General features: G+C 34.9%; 18 protein-coding genes. 9 read left to right on the top strand and 9 right to left on the bottom strand.

What is annotated here, in order from left to right; all coding sequences use genetic code 11:
* The first annotated feature begins 52 nt into the window (after positions 1-52).
* From BBH99_RS08545 to BBH99_RS08515, 7 genes are all read left to right on the top strand, one after another.
* Positions 53-949 carry a BatD family protein gene (locus tag BBH99_RS08545; RefSeq protein WP_066694637.1) on the top strand — a complete coding sequence of 299 codons (897 nt, stop codon included), beginning with the start codon at positions 53-55 and terminating at the stop codon, positions 947-949.
* Positions 942-1,934 carry a VWA domain-containing protein gene (locus tag BBH99_RS08540; protein ID WP_066694636.1) on the top strand — a complete coding sequence of 331 codons (993 nt, stop codon included), beginning with the start codon at positions 942-944 and terminating at the stop codon, positions 1,932-1,934. Before BBH99_RS08545 ends, BBH99_RS08540 begins: the two co-directional genes overlap by 8 nt.
* The gene (locus BBH99_RS08535; RefSeq protein ID WP_066694635.1) at positions 1,934-2,941 is read left to right on the top strand and encodes a vWA domain-containing protein; all 1,008 of its coding nucleotides are present in this window, start codon (positions 1,934-1,936) and stop codon (positions 2,939-2,941) included. Before BBH99_RS08540 ends, BBH99_RS08535 begins: the two co-directional genes overlap by 1 nt.
* Before the next feature lie 99 nt (positions 2,942-3,040).
* Complete coding sequence (locus BBH99_RS08530; RefSeq protein ID WP_083188787.1) at positions 3,041-3,787, top strand: tetratricopeptide repeat protein; 747 nt, start codon at positions 3,041-3,043, stop codon at positions 3,785-3,787.
* Positions 3,787-5,526 (top strand): BatD family protein, encoded by a 1,740-nt coding sequence (locus BBH99_RS08525; protein ID WP_066694634.1) that lies wholly within the window; start codon positions 3,787-3,789, stop codon positions 5,524-5,526. The genes BBH99_RS08530 and BBH99_RS08525 overlap by 1 nt, the downstream gene beginning before the upstream one ends.
* Before the next feature lie 44 nt (positions 5,527-5,570).
* The gene (locus BBH99_RS08520) at positions 5,571-6,173 is read left to right on the top strand and encodes a MarC family protein (RefSeq protein ID WP_066694632.1); all 603 of its coding nucleotides are present in this window, start codon (positions 5,571-5,573) and stop codon (positions 6,171-6,173) included.
* A 5-nt stretch (positions 6,174-6,178) separates the two neighbouring features.
* Entirely contained in the window at positions 6,179-6,376 is a 198-nt protein-coding gene (locus BBH99_RS08515; protein WP_066694630.1) for a hypothetical protein, read from the top strand.
* A gap of 369 nt (positions 6,377-6,745) precedes the next feature.
* Here the strand turns inward: BBH99_RS08515 and BBH99_RS08505 are convergent, their stop codons facing one another.
* The 8 genes from BBH99_RS08505 to BBH99_RS08470 all read right to left on the bottom strand — a co-directional run bounded on the left by BBH99_RS08505 (position 6,746) and on the right by BBH99_RS08470 (position 14,468).
* A complete protein-coding gene (locus tag BBH99_RS08505; protein WP_066694624.1) occupies positions 6,746-7,714 on the bottom strand; it encodes a chorismate-binding protein in 969 nt (322 codons plus the stop codon).
* Between the two features lie 23 nt (positions 7,715-7,737).
* Positions 7,738-8,619: a hypothetical protein gene (locus tag BBH99_RS08500; protein ID WP_123873081.1), complete on the bottom strand. Its 882-nt coding sequence runs from the start codon at positions 8,617-8,619 to the stop codon at positions 7,738-7,740.
* A gap of 13 nt (positions 8,620-8,632) precedes the next feature.
* Positions 8,633-9,736 carry an RNA polymerase sigma factor gene (locus tag BBH99_RS08495; protein ID WP_066694620.1) on the bottom strand — a complete coding sequence of 368 codons (1,104 nt, stop codon included), beginning with the start codon at positions 9,734-9,736 and terminating at the stop codon, positions 8,633-8,635.
* Positions 9,737-9,880: 144 nt separating this feature from the next.
* The gene (locus BBH99_RS08490) at positions 9,881-10,933 is read right to left on the bottom strand and encodes a hypothetical protein (protein WP_066694618.1); all 1,053 of its coding nucleotides are present in this window, start codon (positions 10,931-10,933) and stop codon (positions 9,881-9,883) included.
* A 107-nt stretch (positions 10,934-11,040) separates the two neighbouring features.
* Positions 11,041-11,469, bottom strand: a complete 429-nt coding sequence (locus BBH99_RS08485) for a PaaI family thioesterase (protein WP_066694616.1) — start codon at positions 11,467-11,469, stop codon at positions 11,041-11,043.
* A gap of 38 nt (positions 11,470-11,507) precedes the next feature.
* Positions 11,508-12,092, bottom strand: a complete 585-nt coding sequence (locus BBH99_RS08480; protein WP_066694614.1) for a 1-acyl-sn-glycerol-3-phosphate acyltransferase — start codon at positions 12,090-12,092, stop codon at positions 11,508-11,510.
* Positions 12,093-12,408: 316 nt separating this feature from the next.
* Positions 12,409-14,127 (bottom strand): PspC domain-containing protein, encoded by a 1,719-nt coding sequence (locus BBH99_RS08475; RefSeq protein ID WP_066694612.1) that lies wholly within the window; start codon positions 14,125-14,127, stop codon positions 12,409-12,411.
* Between the two features lie 11 nt (positions 14,128-14,138).
* On the bottom strand, positions 14,139-14,468 hold the full coding sequence (locus BBH99_RS08470) for a PadR family transcriptional regulator (protein WP_066694610.1): 330 nt from the start codon (positions 14,466-14,468) through the stop codon (positions 14,139-14,141).
* Between the two features lie 462 nt (positions 14,469-14,930).
* Between BBH99_RS08470 and BBH99_RS08465 the strand changes: the two genes are divergently transcribed.
* Together BBH99_RS08465 and BBH99_RS08460 are read left to right on the top strand one after the other, a co-directional pair.
* Positions 14,931-15,635, top strand: a complete 705-nt coding sequence (locus tag BBH99_RS08465; RefSeq protein WP_123873079.1) for an XAC2610-related protein — start codon at positions 14,931-14,933, stop codon at positions 15,633-15,635.
* Positions 15,632-16,222: an HD domain-containing protein gene (locus BBH99_RS08460; protein ID WP_066694608.1), complete on the top strand. Its 591-nt coding sequence runs from the start codon at positions 15,632-15,634 to the stop codon at positions 16,220-16,222. Before BBH99_RS08465 ends, BBH99_RS08460 begins: the two co-directional genes overlap by 4 nt.
* A gap of 57 nt (positions 16,223-16,279) precedes the next feature.
* Here the strand turns inward: BBH99_RS08460 and BBH99_RS08455 are convergent, their stop codons facing one another.
* Positions 16,280-16,663: an acyl-CoA thioesterase gene (locus BBH99_RS08455; protein ID WP_047098292.1), complete on the bottom strand. Its 384-nt coding sequence runs from the start codon at positions 16,661-16,663 to the stop codon at positions 16,280-16,282.
* Positions 16,664-16,688: the final 25 nt, after the last annotated feature.

Below are 16,688 nucleotides of genomic sequence, written 5' to 3'. Positions count from 1 at the left end.
TGGGTTTTGCCCAACATAAACATCCGGCTTTAGCCTTTATTATTATTTAACATTGAAAAAAATACTTTTAATATTATCTTTTCTAGTCTGTGCAAATGCTTTTTCACAGATATTATCCTCTAATGTAGAGAAGAAAACCATTGCTCTGGGAGAAATCAACCACCTTGTTATAAAGATTGATAATCTCCATAATGAGCAGGTAAATTCTGCAGCTAAAAATGAATTGCTGCCTTTCCACTTTGAAGAAACCAAAGACAGTATAGGACAAAATGCCAATTCATACGAAAGGAAAATAGAATTCGCAGTTTTTGAAGAAGGAAAGTTTACCATTCCTGAACTGGAATTTAAAGTAGGTGATAAGATACTGAAAACCATTCCTTATGAAATAGAAGTCATTAATACTGCCCAAAAGGCTGATCAGATTAATGATATCATGAAAAACAAAGAGGTAAAGCTTGAAGCCAAAGATTATTGGGAACTGTATAAGTTTTATATTCTGGCAGCAATCGCAGTCATTGCCCTTATTATTGCTATCATTATGATTGTAAAATGGGGTAAAAAATCGAAAAGCTCACCTGTTGTGGCTACCAATCAGACATTGAAGGAGCTGAATTCCCTTAAAAAGAAAAAATATATTGAAGGAGGCAATTTCCGTTCATTTTATGTGGAACTTATCGAAATTTCAAGAAATTTTATTACCAAACAATACCATCTTCCGGCAGATGTTCTTTTAACGGATGATCTTATCGATGTTCTGAAAAAGAACAATACCATTTCTCAGGATAATGAGAAAATCATTGAAGAAGTATTCCTGAGAGGAGATTTGGTGAAATTTGCCAAAACATTCCCGGATCAGGCCATGATGGAGAAAGACTTTGCTGAGATCAGAGACTTTGTGAAAAGATCTTCCAAAGATTTAGAATTCGAAAACTTAAGAAAGGATGTTTAATTTTGAGTTTTACAGTCCGTGGTTTTTACTGCTTTTTCTGCTGTTTATTCCTCTTATCATAAAAGATGCGGGTAAAAAGAAGAGAAAGGGGATAAAAGTTCCTACCATAAAAAATATGGGGGCAAGCGGTGGTATACAAGGCGTTCTTTTCTTATTGAAAATATCAAAGTACATCATTCTTTCGGCGCTTATTATTGCGATGGCAAGGCCAAGAACCTTTACGGTTTCGCAAGATAGAGATGATACCAAAGGAGTAGATATTATGCTGTCTATTGACGTTTCACTCAGTATGCTGGCAAAAGATTTAAATCCGGACCGTATTACTGCCCTTAAAGATATTGCCGTTAAGTTTGTGCAGAAACGTCCAAATGATAGGATAGGAGTGGTTGCCTATGCTGCCGAAGCATTTACCAAAGTTCCTGTTACATCAGACCATCAGGTGGTGATTGATGAGATCAAAAACCTTAACTCTACAGGTCTTGAACCGGGAACAGCTATTGGAGAAGGACTTTCTGTTGCAGTGAACCATTTGATTAAAAGTAAAGCCAAAAGCAAAGTGATCATTCTGATGACGGATGGAGTAAGCAATATTGAAAATGCAATCCCGCCGCAACTTGCTGCAGAACTGGCAAAAAATAATAATATTAAGGTATATACCATTGGAATTGGTACAAACGGTTATGCCCTCATGCCAACAGCCGTGGATTTTTTCGGAGATCTTATTTTTACCGAAGCTGAGGTAACTATTGATGAAAATACATTGAGAGAAATTGCTCAGACTACAGGTGGAAAATATTTCAGAGCCACTTCCAACAGCAGTCTTGAAGAAGTATATGATGAGATCAATCAGTTGGAAAAATCCGATGTAAAAGTATCAAAGCTGTACAACTATGAAGAGTATTTCAAGATTTTTCTTTGGATTGCTTTGGCTATGCTGGTACTGGATGCATTAATGAGATGGGTGTTTTATAAAATTTTAAGCTGATGAGTTGGTCTTTAGGAAATTACTGGTATTTATTTTTACTGTTGCTGCTGCCGCTGTTAGCTTCCTTTTTAGTCCGTTTTTTAAAATGGAGAAAGAAGAAAAGAGAGGTCTTTGCAGCCAGCCAGTTTCATGATAATCTATTTGAAAAGAATTCAGGATTTACAAGATTCTTTCCTGCACTATATTTATTGGGAACTTTATTTCTGATATTTTCAATCATCGATCTTCTGAATGGTTCCGAAGAGGTAAAAAGCAATCAGAGATTGAATAATGTGATCTTTATGCTTGATGTTTCCAACTCTATGAATGCGGAAGATATTGAACCAAGCCGCCTTACGGAAGCTAAAAACCTGATGATGCAGACCATGTCGAAAATGAAAAACGATAAGGTTGGAATTGTCATCTTTGCTGGTCAGGCTATATCTATCATGCCTTTAACAACTGATTATAATTCTGCAGAGACCTATATTGGAGCTATTGAAACCAATTCTATGAAGATTCAGGGAACAGATTTCCTGAAAGGGATGCAGGCTGCCACTGAGAAATTTAAAAATGTAAGCAAAGGATCGCGTAAAGTTATATTATTGAGTGATGGTGAGGATAATGAAGGGAATGACAATGCTGCAATAAGGCTCGCTAATAAAGAAGGAATTATCATTACCTCTGTAGGAATAGGAACAGATGAAGGAGCACCGGTTCCGGTTTATAATGACGGGCAGCTGATGGGATATAAAACAGATGTCAACGGAAGTACGGTTATTTCCAAAAGACAGACTGAAGCTCTAAATAAAATGGCGGGTTCTACTGGTGGAACGTATATTGATGGAAATAATATCAATGAAGCTCCGGAGAGGATTATAGACGCCATTAACAAGAAGTCTTCAGGATCTGAAACACTGGTGAAATCACAGAATGCCAATCATTATTATCAATATTTTTTAGCAGTATCTATCCTGTTTTTCTTTTTAATTTATATTTTTAATCCCAAAAATGATTTTAATCTGTAATTTTCCTCTGTTTATAGAAGAAAATCTATAGGTACTTTAACCCAATTTTAACAAATAAAACTCTGTTTCTTAACATATAAAGGAATAATTTTGCAGGTAATGAATACTAAAACCATATTTTTATCGTTTATAGTTGCTTTCTCGTTCTCAGGCTTTTTGTTTGGGCAGGAAAACTACAGAACTTTAGTTCATGAAGGCAATCAGAAATTTGACGGTAAAGATTATGACGGAGCTTCTTCCAAATATATGGAAGCGGTGAAATCTAATGATAAAGATTTTACAGCTCACTATAATATGGGAAATGCCCTGTACAAAAGTAAAAAGTATGAAGAAGCAAAAGCAGAGTTTGAAAAAGCACAACAACTTTCGCAGACTCTTCCTGATAAGGCAGCTGCCCTTCATAATTTAGGAAATACCTATATGCAGATGAATCAGCCGGAAAAAGCGGCCGATTATTATAAAAAATCTCTTAAACAAAATCCCTACAGTGAGGCTACCCGTAAGAATTATGAAATTGCCAAGCTGAAGGAAAAAGAAAAGCAGCAAAAGCAAAACGAACAGAATAAGTCCGGACAAGGAGGCGGTAGCGGTAATGATCAGAACAAAGGTGAAGATCAGAAAGGTGATAATAAAGATCAAAAGCAGGACCAGGGAAATGGCCAGCAAAACGAAGGTAAAAGTGACCAGGGCAATCCTCAGCAAAAACAGAACAATGAGGGTAGAATGCCAAAAAATCTTGAAAATCAGCTCTTAGATAAAATAAACGAAAAAGAAAAAGAAACCGCCAGAAGAATTTTAAATAAAAATTCTTATTCGATGCCCGAAAGCAACGAGAAAGATTGGTGATGAAAAACAAATTGATTTACATATTGCTTACTTTAGCATCCGTAATTACTTACGGACAGGTAAATCTTTCTCTTGATGCCGATAAAACAGAATATGGAGGAAAGGATATTGTAAACCTTACCATTGTTCTTGAGCTGAATGGAAGTGACCTTGTTCAGCAGACAGGTTTTCAGCTTCCGGACCTTTCAAAATTTAATATTATCGGCAGCGGATCTGTAACCAATACAGTAATTGATCCTGCCACCAATACGCTTATTACCCAAAAAGTTTCCCGAATTGCCCTTGAGCCTAAGAAAAAAGGAAAGATCAAAATCGGGTCAGTACTGGTTACCGTTAATAACAAAATTTACAAGACTGAACCTTTCGATGTTAATATCCGCGATATAGTTGAAAAGAAATCCTTAGCCAGCAATACGTCCAATGAGGTATATCTGAATATGGAGATTGAAGACAGGGATGTATACCAGGACCAGCCTACTGTTGCTGTTCTAAAAGTATACTCCAGGAATATGGATAATCTCAGAAAAGTAAAAAATATCCGTCTTCCACAGCAGGACAATATCAATGTACATCCTATCAATTTCAATAAATCAGAGATTGATCCGTCTGATAATGGAAATATGGCATCTCAGGTATTGGCGATGTTTATGGTATTCCCGAATGAGGCAGGATATGTTGAGGTTCCAGGAGTATCCGCATCGGTAAGTACCTATTCTAATAAAAATAAAATAGTTTCCAATAAAGTAAAGCTTAATGTAAGAAAGCTTCCGGAAGGAGCACCTGATGGTTTTACAAATGCCGTTGGAAATTTCAATGTGAGCGTTTATAACACTACAAAAGAAAAACCAGAGGCTAAAAAACCATTGAATGTTGTAGTGAAGGTGGCGGGAGAAGGTAATTTACCGGACCTTGTGCTTCCGAAAATTGCATCATCACCGGATTATGAAGTTTTCGCTCCAAAAATCACTTCAAAAGTTTCGCCGGGTACATACGGAATAAAAGGAGAGATTTTGGCCAATTATGTAGTAATCCCTAATAAATCAGGTGCCATTTCTATTAAAACAGAACCATTCGCTTTCTTTGATCCTGAGAATAGGGAATATGTGGATATGGGACAGAAAAAGCTGGATGTAAATGCTCTTTCTCACGATCAGGTATTGGAATCCCGTTCTACCGTAGAAAAGGTAAATGAATATACCAATAATCTTCTGGAAACAGTAGATACTCCGGTTCTTAAAACTACTTCATTTAAAGTAAAAGAAAAAAGTAAATTCCACTGGAATATCCTTCTAACCAATATTGCTATTCTTGTAGGCTTATTTATTGTATATCTGTTATTTAAAACTTGGCAAAAAAAACGTACATTAGTTAGGGAAACCGTATCTCAAAAACCTTTAGGTTCTGTGGCTGAAACGGAAAAAGAGATCAGAGAGTTGCTGAAAACGGATATCAACGATTATTTCGGTTATCTTGAAAATCTTAAAGATAATAGTGAATATGAAAAGTTTTTTGTTACACTGGAAGAATTGGATCAGGAAGTAAGAAATCAGTATTTTCAAAGCTCTGTTGCGGAGTTTAAGACTTTTCTTGAAAAACATAAAGGTTCTGCAGTTGCTGAGCAATATGCAAGTTTACAGCAGAAAATTCAAATGGAGAAATATGCCCCTGTAAAAACTCATGATGGTATAGAAGAACTTTTGAAAACAATTGTTAATTTATATTCACAAATTAGCAAATAGTTAATTTATTTTCATATTTTTGCGAAATTTTTAATTACAAAGAGATGGAAATTCTTGATGGTTTCTCTTTTAAAGAGATCGTTACCAGCTTTATGGTTCTTTTTGCCGTTATTGATATTATCGGCTCGGTTCCTATTATAGTAAGCCTTCAGCAGAAGTTCGGAAAGATTGAAGCTGGAAAAGCAGCGATTACCGCCGGAGCAATTATGATTGTGTTCCTGTTTGTAGGGAACAAAATTTTAAAACTAATTGGAGTGGATGTAAATTCCTTTGCCATTGCCGGAGCTTTTGTGATTTTTGTCATAGCACTGGAAATGATTTTAGGAATTGAAATTAATAAAACCACCGAAGCAAAGGCTGCGTCCATCGTACCCATCGCATTTCCATTAGTTGCTGGTGCAGGAACATTAACAACCGCACTATCCCTCAGAGCTGAATTTCATGATATTAATATTATATGCGGAATTATTCTTAATACAATTTTCGTATATTTGGTGCTGAAATCCGCGAAATGGTTGGAGCAGAAAATAGGAGATGCTACTTTAATGATTCTTCAGAAAGTTTTCGGTATTATCCTTTTAGCGATTTCAATTAAATTATTCACTGCAAATTTTGCCCAATTGGTGCTGAATTATGTTAATTTTTAAAAATTATGAAGAAGTTTTATAAAGTATTTTTAGTACTGTTCATCGTTTTCATCGCTATTAATTTATATGCTATCAACTGGCAGAATGACCTTATCGCAGATGAAGACAACATTAAGTTTGTATTTTCTGCATCTGCTGCTGCAATAGGTCTTATCCTGCTTTTTGTAATGGATACCTGGAGCCGAATCGGTGTAAAGAAGTAAATTAAATATTTATATAGATATAGCCTCTTTCGTTTTGAAGGAGGTTTTTTTTATGGATAAAAGTAAAAAGTAAAAAGTAAAAAGTAAAAAGTAAAAAGTAAAAAGTAAAAAGTATTGCAGCTAAACAACAATTATACATTAGTATATCAACATCAATAGAGGTGGGCTTTAGCCCAGCTAAATAAATATAAAACATTCCATCGGCTTTAGCCAAAACCTAATATTGAAACACGAATCTTACAAATGGTCTCACAGCCATCTCATTTGTCATTCTGAAAGAATCTAAACTAAGCTTTCCTTTTGCTATTCTGAATATAATATCAAAAAATCGGTGAAATCTGTGCTAATCTATGGTTAAAAATTTATCTACTAAGAAACAGCCAGATTCTTTAAAATAGCTTCAGACTTCAGTTCTGTTTCCGTCCATTCCTTTTCCGGATTGCTCTGGGCAGTAATTCCGCCACCTACAAAAACGTGTACAGAATCCTTATATAATCTTGCACATCGTAGATTTACAAAATAAAGGATGCTCTCTTCTGTTTCTACTTTGATATAGCCTGCATAAAATTCTCGGGGGAATTTTTCATACTTCCTGATGTTTTCATTGCAAAAGTCTTTAGGAATGCCACAGACTGCAGGAGTTGGGTGGAGATCCTGGATCAGGCTGTCAAGATCGTCAGGTTTTATAGTAGTTTTAAAATCGGTACGAAGATGTTTGATATTTCCTGAAACATGGTCATAGGTTTCAGATTGCAAAACCTGGTGTGAATAATTTTTGAGGATATTCTGAATGTAGGTGGTCACCGGTTTCTGCTCTTCAATCTCTTTTTTCGTCCATTCTTCAGAAGTGGGAAGCGTTCCTGCCAGCGCCATAGTTTCAAATTCATGCGTAGTTTTATTAAACTTGCCTAATACTTCGGAAAAGGCTCCCATCCACGTATTTTCGCCATCATTAAACAGGTATCTGAAAGCATTGGGATAAGCTTTACACAGATTATCAAAACTAGCCTTATAATCAATTGTATTGAAGTCAGTAAAGATTTTCCTTCTTGAATACACCAGTTTGGGAAGGCTATTTTCTTTAATCACCTCAATGACCTGTTGTAAAGTATTACAATATTCCTCTTTAGTTTCTGCTGTAAAATTTGTTTTGTCCTTTAAAAATAGCTCATTAGTGATCGAAATATCATTCCACTCTGTAGAATCAACCTTGATGATGTTTCCATTAAAGCTGATCTGGTTCAGGCTGTTATAAGAATGAAAATTGACTGCGTTTTTATCAGTTGTTTCCTCTACAGTGTGCAATCCTTCTTTGAAGGGAAGTTTGAAATAAATCATGAGTTATGAACGGATTTTGAAAATCACCAGCCGGAAATAATATAGGAAATTCCGAAGTTGATTTTCCTTTCTGCAAAGGTATTATTAGTCTTAAAGATGTCAAAATTATACGAGCTGTTTTTTAAGGAAACATTGTTCATTTTATATTCCTGATACTCCAGTGATAACAATGCTTTTTTTAATATTTTATATTGAACTCCTACTGAAAATCCCAGATTGGTTTGGTCAGATTTAAAGTCATCTAATTTATTCAAGACCATATTTTCAGGAACTAAAAACTGCATTTTATAGATGTTTTTGTTCGCTAAAATACCAATGAATGGCTGAAAGTTTTTCCATTGATAGAATAATTTCAGCTGTAAAGCATATTCAAAATGTTTATTATTAAATTTCTGGAAGAGTAAAGGTTGCGAGCCTTCTGCAAAATAGTAGCCGTTCAACCATGTATCTTCTTTGTTGGCATCCAGATCATAAGTAGAATTCCAATGATATATATGAGCAGAGAGCATTAATGAAAACTTCTCAATAATAGGTTTTGAAATCCATAATCCGGCATTAATTCCTAATTGAGAACTGCTTTTGGAGAGTTCTTTCGCCCAGCTGCTGCCTTTTAAGCAAGCGCCAATCTCTAGTCCAAATTGAAATTTTTTCGTTGTAAATATTTTTATTCTTTCGATTTCATTTTTAATTGTAGCCTCTGATAGATGTAATCTGTTTCCTTCTATATTTGATGAAGGTTTAACAACAAGATCTTTGGGTTGTATTTTTAATGCTTTTTCCAGATAAACAGTGTCATAGATAATAACCTTTTCATAAACATATATTGTATCTGCCTTTTTTCTTTGGGCATTAAAGATCTGTATGATAGCCAGAAAAAATATAAAAAATAAATTTCTTAAAAACATAATGAATGTCCGTTTATCTTTCAACATATATGGTGTCTCTCTGTATGATTTTCTTTACAATAATGACTTTTTGGGGAGGCTCTTCTTTGACAGTATCCTTTATGGGAATGTGATATCCTTTGTTTATATGATCTGCTGCTTCCGCTGGAGTTTTTATTTCTTTTAATACTGTATTGTCTGTTTCGGATATTGCCTGTTCGTTTTGCTTTGATCCATTCCGCCTTATATCTGCGACAGAACTATGAAGAGGTTTAGCTTCAATTGCCGGCTGTATTCTTTCTTCTTCTGTACTTCTAGAAACAATGTTACTTTTGGATGTACTGTTATAATTGAGTTGAAAAATAAATGCGGATACAAGAATAATTGTGGAAATAGCACTGCCGGTTATTATCATTCCAGTTTTTTTTGTAATACATTCTGCACCTGATGGAACTGCATAGCTTTGAGCTGTCAGTTGCTTTGGTATTTCCAATATTTTTGATGAATGTACTGAAAAATCTGAAAACTTACTTCTGAAAGTTTGCCCCCATAATAGGCTGCAGAAACCAAAGAAAACTAATAACTGGGTAAGCTTTTTTCTATTTTTAGGAGTATCTGGCTGTACTTTATTGAGAAGGTAGTTCTGTACTGCTTTTTTTGCTCTTAAAAGATGTGATTTTGAGGTATTGACTGTAATTCCAAGTTCGTTGGCAATTTCCGCATGTGAATAGTTTTCAATAAAGTATAGATTAAAAACCAGCTTATGATGATTGGGAAGACTGTCAATAGAAGACAGAAGTTCTTCCTGAGTAAAATCATAGGTTAGAACATGTGCTTTTTCTTCGGGAGTATTCATTACAAATGATTTATCAGTGAGCTCAGAAAAATCATCTGCAATGAAAATTTCTTTATTGCTTTTTCGTAGGTATTGTAAGGCATTGTTGATCACTATTTTTTTCAGCCATGCAAAAAGCATCTTTTCATCCTTGAGTTGATGAATATTTTGGATGGCTGTAATGAAACTATCCTGAAGAATATCTTCTGCGGTATGTATATCCTGTATATATCTACGGCAAATCCCCAAGAGCTTTGGGGAGTGCATCCTGTAGATTTTTTGCCAATCATTGGATTTTATCATCAATTGAATTCATTTTTAGTGATTAATGCAGATAATATTTTATCTCTGATATAATTTTTAACAATAAAAAAATCATATTCCCCAAAGTTTTTCAGGGAATATGATGGGCGATTTTTCAATCACTTATTTTTATCATTACTTATGTTATTTTTTTACAACAAAGATTGAATTGAAGCCACTTTTTGTCATATCAGGCAAACTTTGAGTTTCTACATCATTGATATAAAACTTTACTGAAGTGGCTGTAGCATTTGTTCTCGTTGAATAAACATTATTATCTTTCACGGTGAACTGTCCTATATTATTGAATCCGCCAGTAGTATTCATTGGTACTAATGTATTATTCTTGTAATAAAAATCTTTACCGATATAATATTTATCAGAACCTTCAAAACATACCTGATTAATCTTGCTTTGAAGAATATTAGCCGGAATCTGTATATCATTTCCTGAAGTAATGTTTCTGATGGATGAGATGTGTTGAAGGGGATAGGTGTTTGTTTTAGTGATTAAATATAATTGTGATGGATTCGAAGGGTCTTTAATAAGGTCATGAGGAATGTGATGATTAGGATTGGTAAGCAGGTTAAAAGCTGTGTTTTTATAATACCCCAGTTCCCAGTGAGGAATCGGAGATAAAGTTGTGTCTTTGAGAACAGCTGAATATACCTCATTATTAAAGATGTGTGTACCGCTATTTAAAATGATTTCCATTTTAGCACTTAAAGTTTCCAGAACTGTTTTTACTCCATTTTTCCAGTAGCAATAATGGTATCTGTCCATTACAGATGTAGAGGAGGGGTTAGTTGCCATCCCCAAAAAATAAATATCTCCGTTATGAACTGTCATTGTTGAGTATAGGGAGAAATCATTATCAGACGCTGTATTTAAATACTCTGATACTTTATGTTTTACTCCATTTTTCCAGAAATACCAGGCAGGTTTCGGATTCAGTTCCTTGATATTGGTTCCAAAGAGATAGACATCATTATTATCAACAATAATTTGTGTTCCCACCAGGTTTTCTCCACCCTGCACAAAAATCTGCTGCCCATTTTTCCAGTAGCAGGCTTTGTTGTTATCTACCCCACCAATATAAACATCATAGGAATTTTTTTTAATTAACGGAATATCCTCATTGTTACAGGAAATACAGAGTAAAAAGGTTGTTAAAAAAGCTAGAATTTGAATTTTCATGGTTGTTATTTTCTATAAGATGCAGGAAAATAAAATAGTTGCAGAAAGTGTATAAAAAAAGCCCAAATTTTTTTGAGCTTTTTAATTTTTTATGAATGTTCAACCTATTATTTATGAATAATGTTATTCGTCATCGTTGTATGGTTGATGAGTGTCCCTTTTTCATCCCTGATCTCAATTTCGGAAACATGCATTGTTTTTCCTTTTCTGATGAATCGGGCAGTAGCGGTTACTATTCCGTCTTTTTTACTTTTAAGGTGATTAGAATTGATATTGGTTCCTACACCATAATACTTCTCACCGTCAATGAAAATATTAGACAGGCTTGAACCCAATGTTTCAGCTAATACACAGCTTGCTCCACCGTGCATAATTCCGAAAGGCTGGTGGGTTCTTGGCAGTACCGGCATGGTAGCGGTAAGGGTTTCATTTTCGAGATCGATATCAATGAATTTGATTTCCATTGCTTTTGCCAGGGTTTCATCACCCCAGTTATTGATGAATGCTAATATTTTTTCTTTAGTCTGACCTTTCATTTTTATAATAGATAAGAGATGATTGATAAATGATGAGATTATTCTCCCGTACCCATAATATTTGGATTCCAGTTGGCCGGAACTTTAGGTACAATATTGTTTTTTACATAATAATCCTGAATTTCCTGCATGATCTCAGCAAACGGAACAGATGCAATTCTTTCGTAAGGAATAGTATAGCCCAGGTAAACGATTTTTCTCTTGAAATCACCTGCAGCTAATACAATAGGAACCTTTGCAGCCAAGGCCATGTGATAGAATCCTTTTCTCCACTTCGGAACCCAGCTTCTTGTTCCTTCCGGAGTAATAACAAGACTGAAATCCTCCTTTGCAAATTGATTGGCCACAAAATTTACCAGGTCATTTTTCTGGCTTCTGTCAATACCAATCCCACCAAGGCCTTTTACAACACTTCCGTACCACGCTTTGGTGTGGGCGTCCTTAATGATAATTTTTAAAGGTTTATTCAGGGACCAGTAGGCAAAGTTTCCTAAAATGTATTCCATATTGTGGGTATGTGGTGCTACTACCAGGATACATCGGTTCAGGACGTTAACATCGCCCTGTAGAACAACTTTCCATCCTAATAATTTTAACATCAGTTTGCCTATCAGCTTTTTCATAGATTCTTGGATTAAAAACAAAAAAGTATAACCAAATATTGGTTATACTTTTACAAATATATTGAAATATTATTGCTCTTAAAACAAACCGTTGATTAAATCTACGATTTTCATTACGAATTCCATTGCAAATTGTATCATGATAAGAGTGTTTTTTAGTGTTTGGTTGGTTATTAAATTTTAACTATACGAAATTATAACAATTTTTTCACATAGAGAACTAATTATTAGTTTTTTTCACTTTTCTGAGAGAAGAATGGTGTGAATTTCAAACGGTTGCTTTCCATTCACACCTTCTACCACTCTCTGTAGTTAATTATTTAGTTTTTATGGATATCTCGTTTTTGCCGTCTTTTATTTTGATGTCCACATCCTTGTTGATCTTTTTGATATCAGATGCTACGGAATCAATAACTTTCTTAGCCTGGTTGTTCGGAACTTTTTTACCATTAATGATAACACTATCTTTATCATCAGAATTGTATTCTATGCTGGAACCATTTACTGTAATCTTATTTTTTTCGATTCTGATTCCGTTATGATTTTCATCTCCGTTCTGGTCATCGTCATCCATGCCGTCTCCGTTCAGGTCTCCATCAAAGTCAATTCTGTCTTTCTTAACAGGAATTACGATGGCATTTTGAGGAACTACAAGTTCATAATTCACCCTGTAATCTCTGAATCTGTGGTCATATGGATATTTAATGTAGTTAGGAAGCATTACTTTGTTATTTACAACCTCTACAGGAACATTCATCTGAATTGGGAAATTATAACCGTTTCCTTCTTTTTTGATGATTAGATACGGGGTTTTTACTTCCGGTTTTCTTGTCACTTCTACAGAGATATAATCTTCTTCATACACTGATTTTTTATCAGAATAAATGTCATCATCATAAGCTTTATAGCTTTGTGGAATGCTTACCTGTTTCACATCTACATACACTGTGTCAGAAGTTGTGTTGATGGCTACATTTTCAATATCCTCTTTGCTGCCTTTATAGATCAGGTTTTTCTTAGCCATGCTGATTCCGAAATACGTTCCCAGTCCGATCAGAAGAAGGAATAATCCGCCAACTACCCATCCTAGATTTCTCAGCTTTGTTTTTGGAGAGAATATCTTAATGCTTAATAAGCTGAAAAGGATAGCAGGAATCAAACTTCCTATAATCATAATGGCTGCCAGTACTTTATCCAGACCATTGTCATCCATATAGAACCTGATCTGATTGGCCCCAGGGAAATCTGTATCCATCCCGAAAAGGGCAAATAATACAAATACTCCGATAATACTTCCTACTGCCATCAATACTGAGAATGCTCCGATGATGTATTTGAATACGTTCCAGATTCCACTCCCTGCATTGTTGATATAAGGTTTGTTTTCGTTGTAGATTTCTCCGACCCTCTGAGTAGATTCATTGGCAAACTGTACCAATTTATTAGACTCATTCTTAAGATTGTCGAAGTTCATAGGCTTTCCCTGCATCTTCAGAAAATCTGAAGCGGTTTGTGCTTTTGGAAGTACCAGCCAAAGGATCAGATAAAGCAGAAGGATTACTAATGCGCTTCCTGCTGCAGGAATCATTACTAGGAAAACAACTACCCAGATAATTCTCATAGCGGTAATGTCCATTCCTACATAATGTGCCAAGCCTGCACAAACTCCTGCAATTTTCTGCTTTTCAGGATCACGGAATAATTGTTTCTTGTCTGTATAGTTTCCGCCTGTATTGGTATTCTTAGTGGTGCTTTTTTCAGAAAAATAAGCTTCTTCCTGTTCTTCAATTTTCTCAGGAGTTCCGATCTGTGCGATTACTTTTTCTACATCAGTATCGTTAATTACTTCACGTTTTCCCAGTGAGTCCCTGAAGATCTCCACCATTCTTATTTCTATGTCATGCATTACTTCATCTGCTTCAGAAGCATCCAGTGAGCTTCTCAGAGCGTTCAGGTAATCGCTGAGCTTTATATATGCGTGTTCTTCTATAGTAAAAGAAAAACCTGCGAGTCCTATTGAGAGTGTCTTGTTCATAGCTTTGTTTTTTAATGTTGTTGAGTGATTTGGTTTACTGAAGCGGTAAGCTCATTCCACGTATTTTGAAGTTCATCCAGGAAAAGTTTTCCTTTTTCTGTGATCTGATAGTATTTTCTGGGTGGTCCGCCTGTAGATTCTTCCCATCTGTAAGAGAGAAACTCTCCGTTTTTAAGTCTTGTGAGAAGAGGGTAGAGGGTCCCTTCCACTACATCCAGTTTTCCTTTTTTCAGTTCATCAATAAGATCAGAAACATACATTTCACGATGATTGATGAGACTTAGAATACAGAATTCCAGAATTCCTTTTCGCATTTGCGCTTTGGTATTTTCAGTATTCATCTTTGATAAGTTTTTGTTAATTAAGGTTATATTTTCAGAAAGATGCTCCTAGCTAGTTGAGCCTATTCTGATTTTACATTACAAAGATATATAATTAAAATGGTATTATGCAATACAAAGTAGTGAAATTTTGAAAATAAAATAATTAACTATTTGATATTCAATGTAATAATTTTTCACCTCAATTTTTGATAATCTTATTTCCAGGGAAGAAAGTTTAAAAAATTGATGAATTTTGGAAAATTTAAGGTGAAAATGGATGGAAGGCTGAAGCCCTTATTGGGGTGAAATTTTATATGTTATTTGTGGTATTAGTGTTTAAATCATAAGCAGTTTGCGTTTCTATCGATTCATCATTATATTTATATCTGAAAGCATTCGAGCTTTGAAATCGGTATTATGATTCGTATTTTTGTTTGAAAGTTTTTTATAAAACATTTGAATCCAAATATGACTATGAACATGAATATTTTGAATTATTACAGGAGTTTATCCGCTTTTATAGTATTAGGCCCGCTATGTTTTGGACAATATCAGTTTGAAGTTAAAGACGCTTCTAAAAACTATGATGCCATTATCCATATAGAGAATTGTTTTGATGGCCAATGTATGGATAAAGGAACTGTTGAATTATTTAACAACAATAACAGTAAAGTGCAGACTTTTACATCAGATAATTTGGTGCTGTATCTTGGAGAAGGCAAAAGGCTGGAACGTGGGAAAATAATTCCATTAAAGAAGGAACAAAGTCCATTGATTTTTGGTGACTTTAATTTTGATGGAACCGAAGATCTCGCCATAAGAAATGGCAATATGGGAAATTACAGCTCGGCATCTTATGATGTGTATGTTTTCAATAGTACCAGAATGGCTTTTGTGAAAAGTAAAGAACTTACAGAGTTAGCATCAGATAATTTTGATTTTTTTGAAACAGATCCGGTTCGTAAACGTATTATTACTTTCGGAAAGGATGGATGTTGCCGGCTTTTTACCACAGAATATGAAGTTATTCCTAATAAAGGACTTGATAGGGTTCTTGACAAAGAAGAAGACCTTACCCATGAAGATTATGTAAAAGTTACCATAAAAGAAAAGAAAAATAATAAATGGACTACCAGAACCAAGGTATATCCATCAGATCAATATAATAGAGAAAAAGTAAAATGAAAATTCAAAAAGAAATCGATTTTATCCTGGCGGTAGATGCCTTGAAAAATGTACAGAGAAGAAATTATAATGCAGATGATTCAAGAAGAGAGAACACTGCTGAACACTCATGGCAGATCGTTATACTGGCGCAAATCCTTTACCCGTATGCCAAAAACCGCGAAGATATTGATTTACTGAGAGTAATCAGGATGCTTTCCATTCATGATCTTGTAGAGATTGAAGCAGGAGATACCTTTCTTTTTGATGAAGCAGCTATGGTAGGGAAATTTGAAAGAGAAAAAATTTCCGCACAAAAGATCTTTGGAATTCTTGATGAACCATTACGTTCGGAATTTTTCAATCTTTGGCTTGAATTTGAGGAAGAAGCTACTCCTGATGCTATTTTTGCCTGTTCTATCGATAGAATTATGCCTTTCATCCTGAATTCTCATACTTCAGGGAAAAGCTGGACAGAAGCTGGTGTTACCGAAAAGCAAATCAGAAATATGCTTGAAAATGCGATTACCAGAGCATCAGATGAAATGGGAGAAGCTTTTGAAGTATTGTTAAGCAGAAGCTTGGAAACGGAAAAAGTTTTAAAGTAAATAGAATAACGAGATATGAAGTTTCGGGCGGCCTTTGGCCGCCCGAAACTTTTCTATTTATAGTATTTGGATTGGTTTCTTGAATTCATCAATCGCTACAAAAGTAAAATCACCCACAATTGCTTTTTCTCTTTCGTAAGAATACATCTGTTCTGTATAGATCTCCACGCTTACCTTCATACTGGTTTTCCCAACGTATGAAACTTTTCCGATCAGTTCTACAATAGTTCCGGCAGGAATAGGCTTTTTAAAATCGATTTTGTCACTGCTCACTGTTACCACTCTCTTTCTTGCGAAACGGGTAGCTGCTATGAAGGCTACTTCATCCATCAGCTGCATGGCAGTACCTCCGAAAAGGGTGTCGTAATGATTGGTTGTGTTAGGGAAAACCGCTTTAAATATTCTGGTTTCGGCAGCTTCAATTCTTTCTTCTGTAGTCATATTTCATTATTAATTAAAGCGAAAT

The sequence above is a fragment of the Chryseobacterium contaminans genome (assembly GCF_001684955.1).
GTDB lineage: Bacteria > Bacteroidota > Bacteroidia > Flavobacteriales > Weeksellaceae > Chryseobacterium > Chryseobacterium contaminans.
The sequence above is the reverse complement of the archived record's forward strand: the minus strand, read 5'-3'. Positions and strand labels throughout refer to the sequence as shown.

Coding starts and splice junctions, on each gene's coding strand:
- BBH99_RS08535 (WP_066694635.1), top strand. CDS start 1,934: ATGAGTTGGTCTTTAGGAAATTACTGGTATTTATTTTTACTGTTGCTG.
- BBH99_RS08495 (WP_066694620.1), bottom strand. CDS start 9,736: ATGATAAAATCCAATGATTGGCAAAAAATCTACAGGATGCACTCCCCA.
- BBH99_RS08500 (WP_123873081.1), bottom strand. CDS start 8,619: ATGTTTTTAAGAAATTTATTTTTTATATTTTTTCTGGCTATCATACAG.
- BBH99_RS08505 (WP_066694624.1), bottom strand. CDS start 7,714: ATGATTTATTTCAAACTTCCCTTCAAAGAAGGATTGCACACTGTAGAG.
- BBH99_RS08455 (WP_047098292.1), bottom strand. CDS start 16,663: ATGACTACAGAAGAAAGAATTGAAGCTGCCGAAACCAGAATATTTAAA.
- BBH99_RS08490 (WP_066694618.1), bottom strand. CDS start 10,933: ATGAAAATTCAAATTCTAGCTTTTTTAACAACCTTTTTACTCTGTATT.
- BBH99_RS08470 (WP_066694610.1), bottom strand. CDS start 14,468: ATGAATACTGAAAATACCAAAGCGCAAATGCGAAAAGGAATTCTGGAA.
- BBH99_RS08465 (WP_123873079.1), top strand. CDS start 14,931: ATGAATATTTTGAATTATTACAGGAGTTTATCCGCTTTTATAGTATTA.
- BBH99_RS08480 (WP_066694614.1), bottom strand. CDS start 12,092: ATGAAAAAGCTGATAGGCAAACTGATGTTAAAATTATTAGGATGGAAA.
- BBH99_RS08540 (WP_066694636.1), top strand. CDS start 942: ATGTTTAATTTTGAGTTTTACAGTCCGTGGTTTTTACTGCTTTTTCTG.
- BBH99_RS08460 (WP_066694608.1), top strand. CDS start 15,632: ATGAAAATTCAAAAAGAAATCGATTTTATCCTGGCGGTAGATGCCTTG.
- BBH99_RS08515 (WP_066694630.1), top strand. CDS start 6,179: ATGAAGAAGTTTTATAAAGTATTTTTAGTACTGTTCATCGTTTTCATC.
- BBH99_RS08485 (WP_066694616.1), bottom strand. CDS start 11,469: ATGAAAGGTCAGACTAAAGAAAAAATATTAGCATTCATCAATAACTGG.
- BBH99_RS08520 (WP_066694632.1), top strand. CDS start 5,571: ATGGAAATTCTTGATGGTTTCTCTTTTAAAGAGATCGTTACCAGCTTT.
- BBH99_RS08525 (WP_066694634.1), top strand. CDS start 3,787: ATGAAAAACAAATTGATTTACATATTGCTTACTTTAGCATCCGTAATT.
- BBH99_RS08530 (WP_083188787.1), top strand. CDS start 3,041: ATGAATACTAAAACCATATTTTTATCGTTTATAGTTGCTTTCTCGTTC.
- BBH99_RS08475 (WP_066694612.1), bottom strand. CDS start 14,127: ATGAACAAGACACTCTCAATAGGACTCGCAGGTTTTTCTTTTACTATA.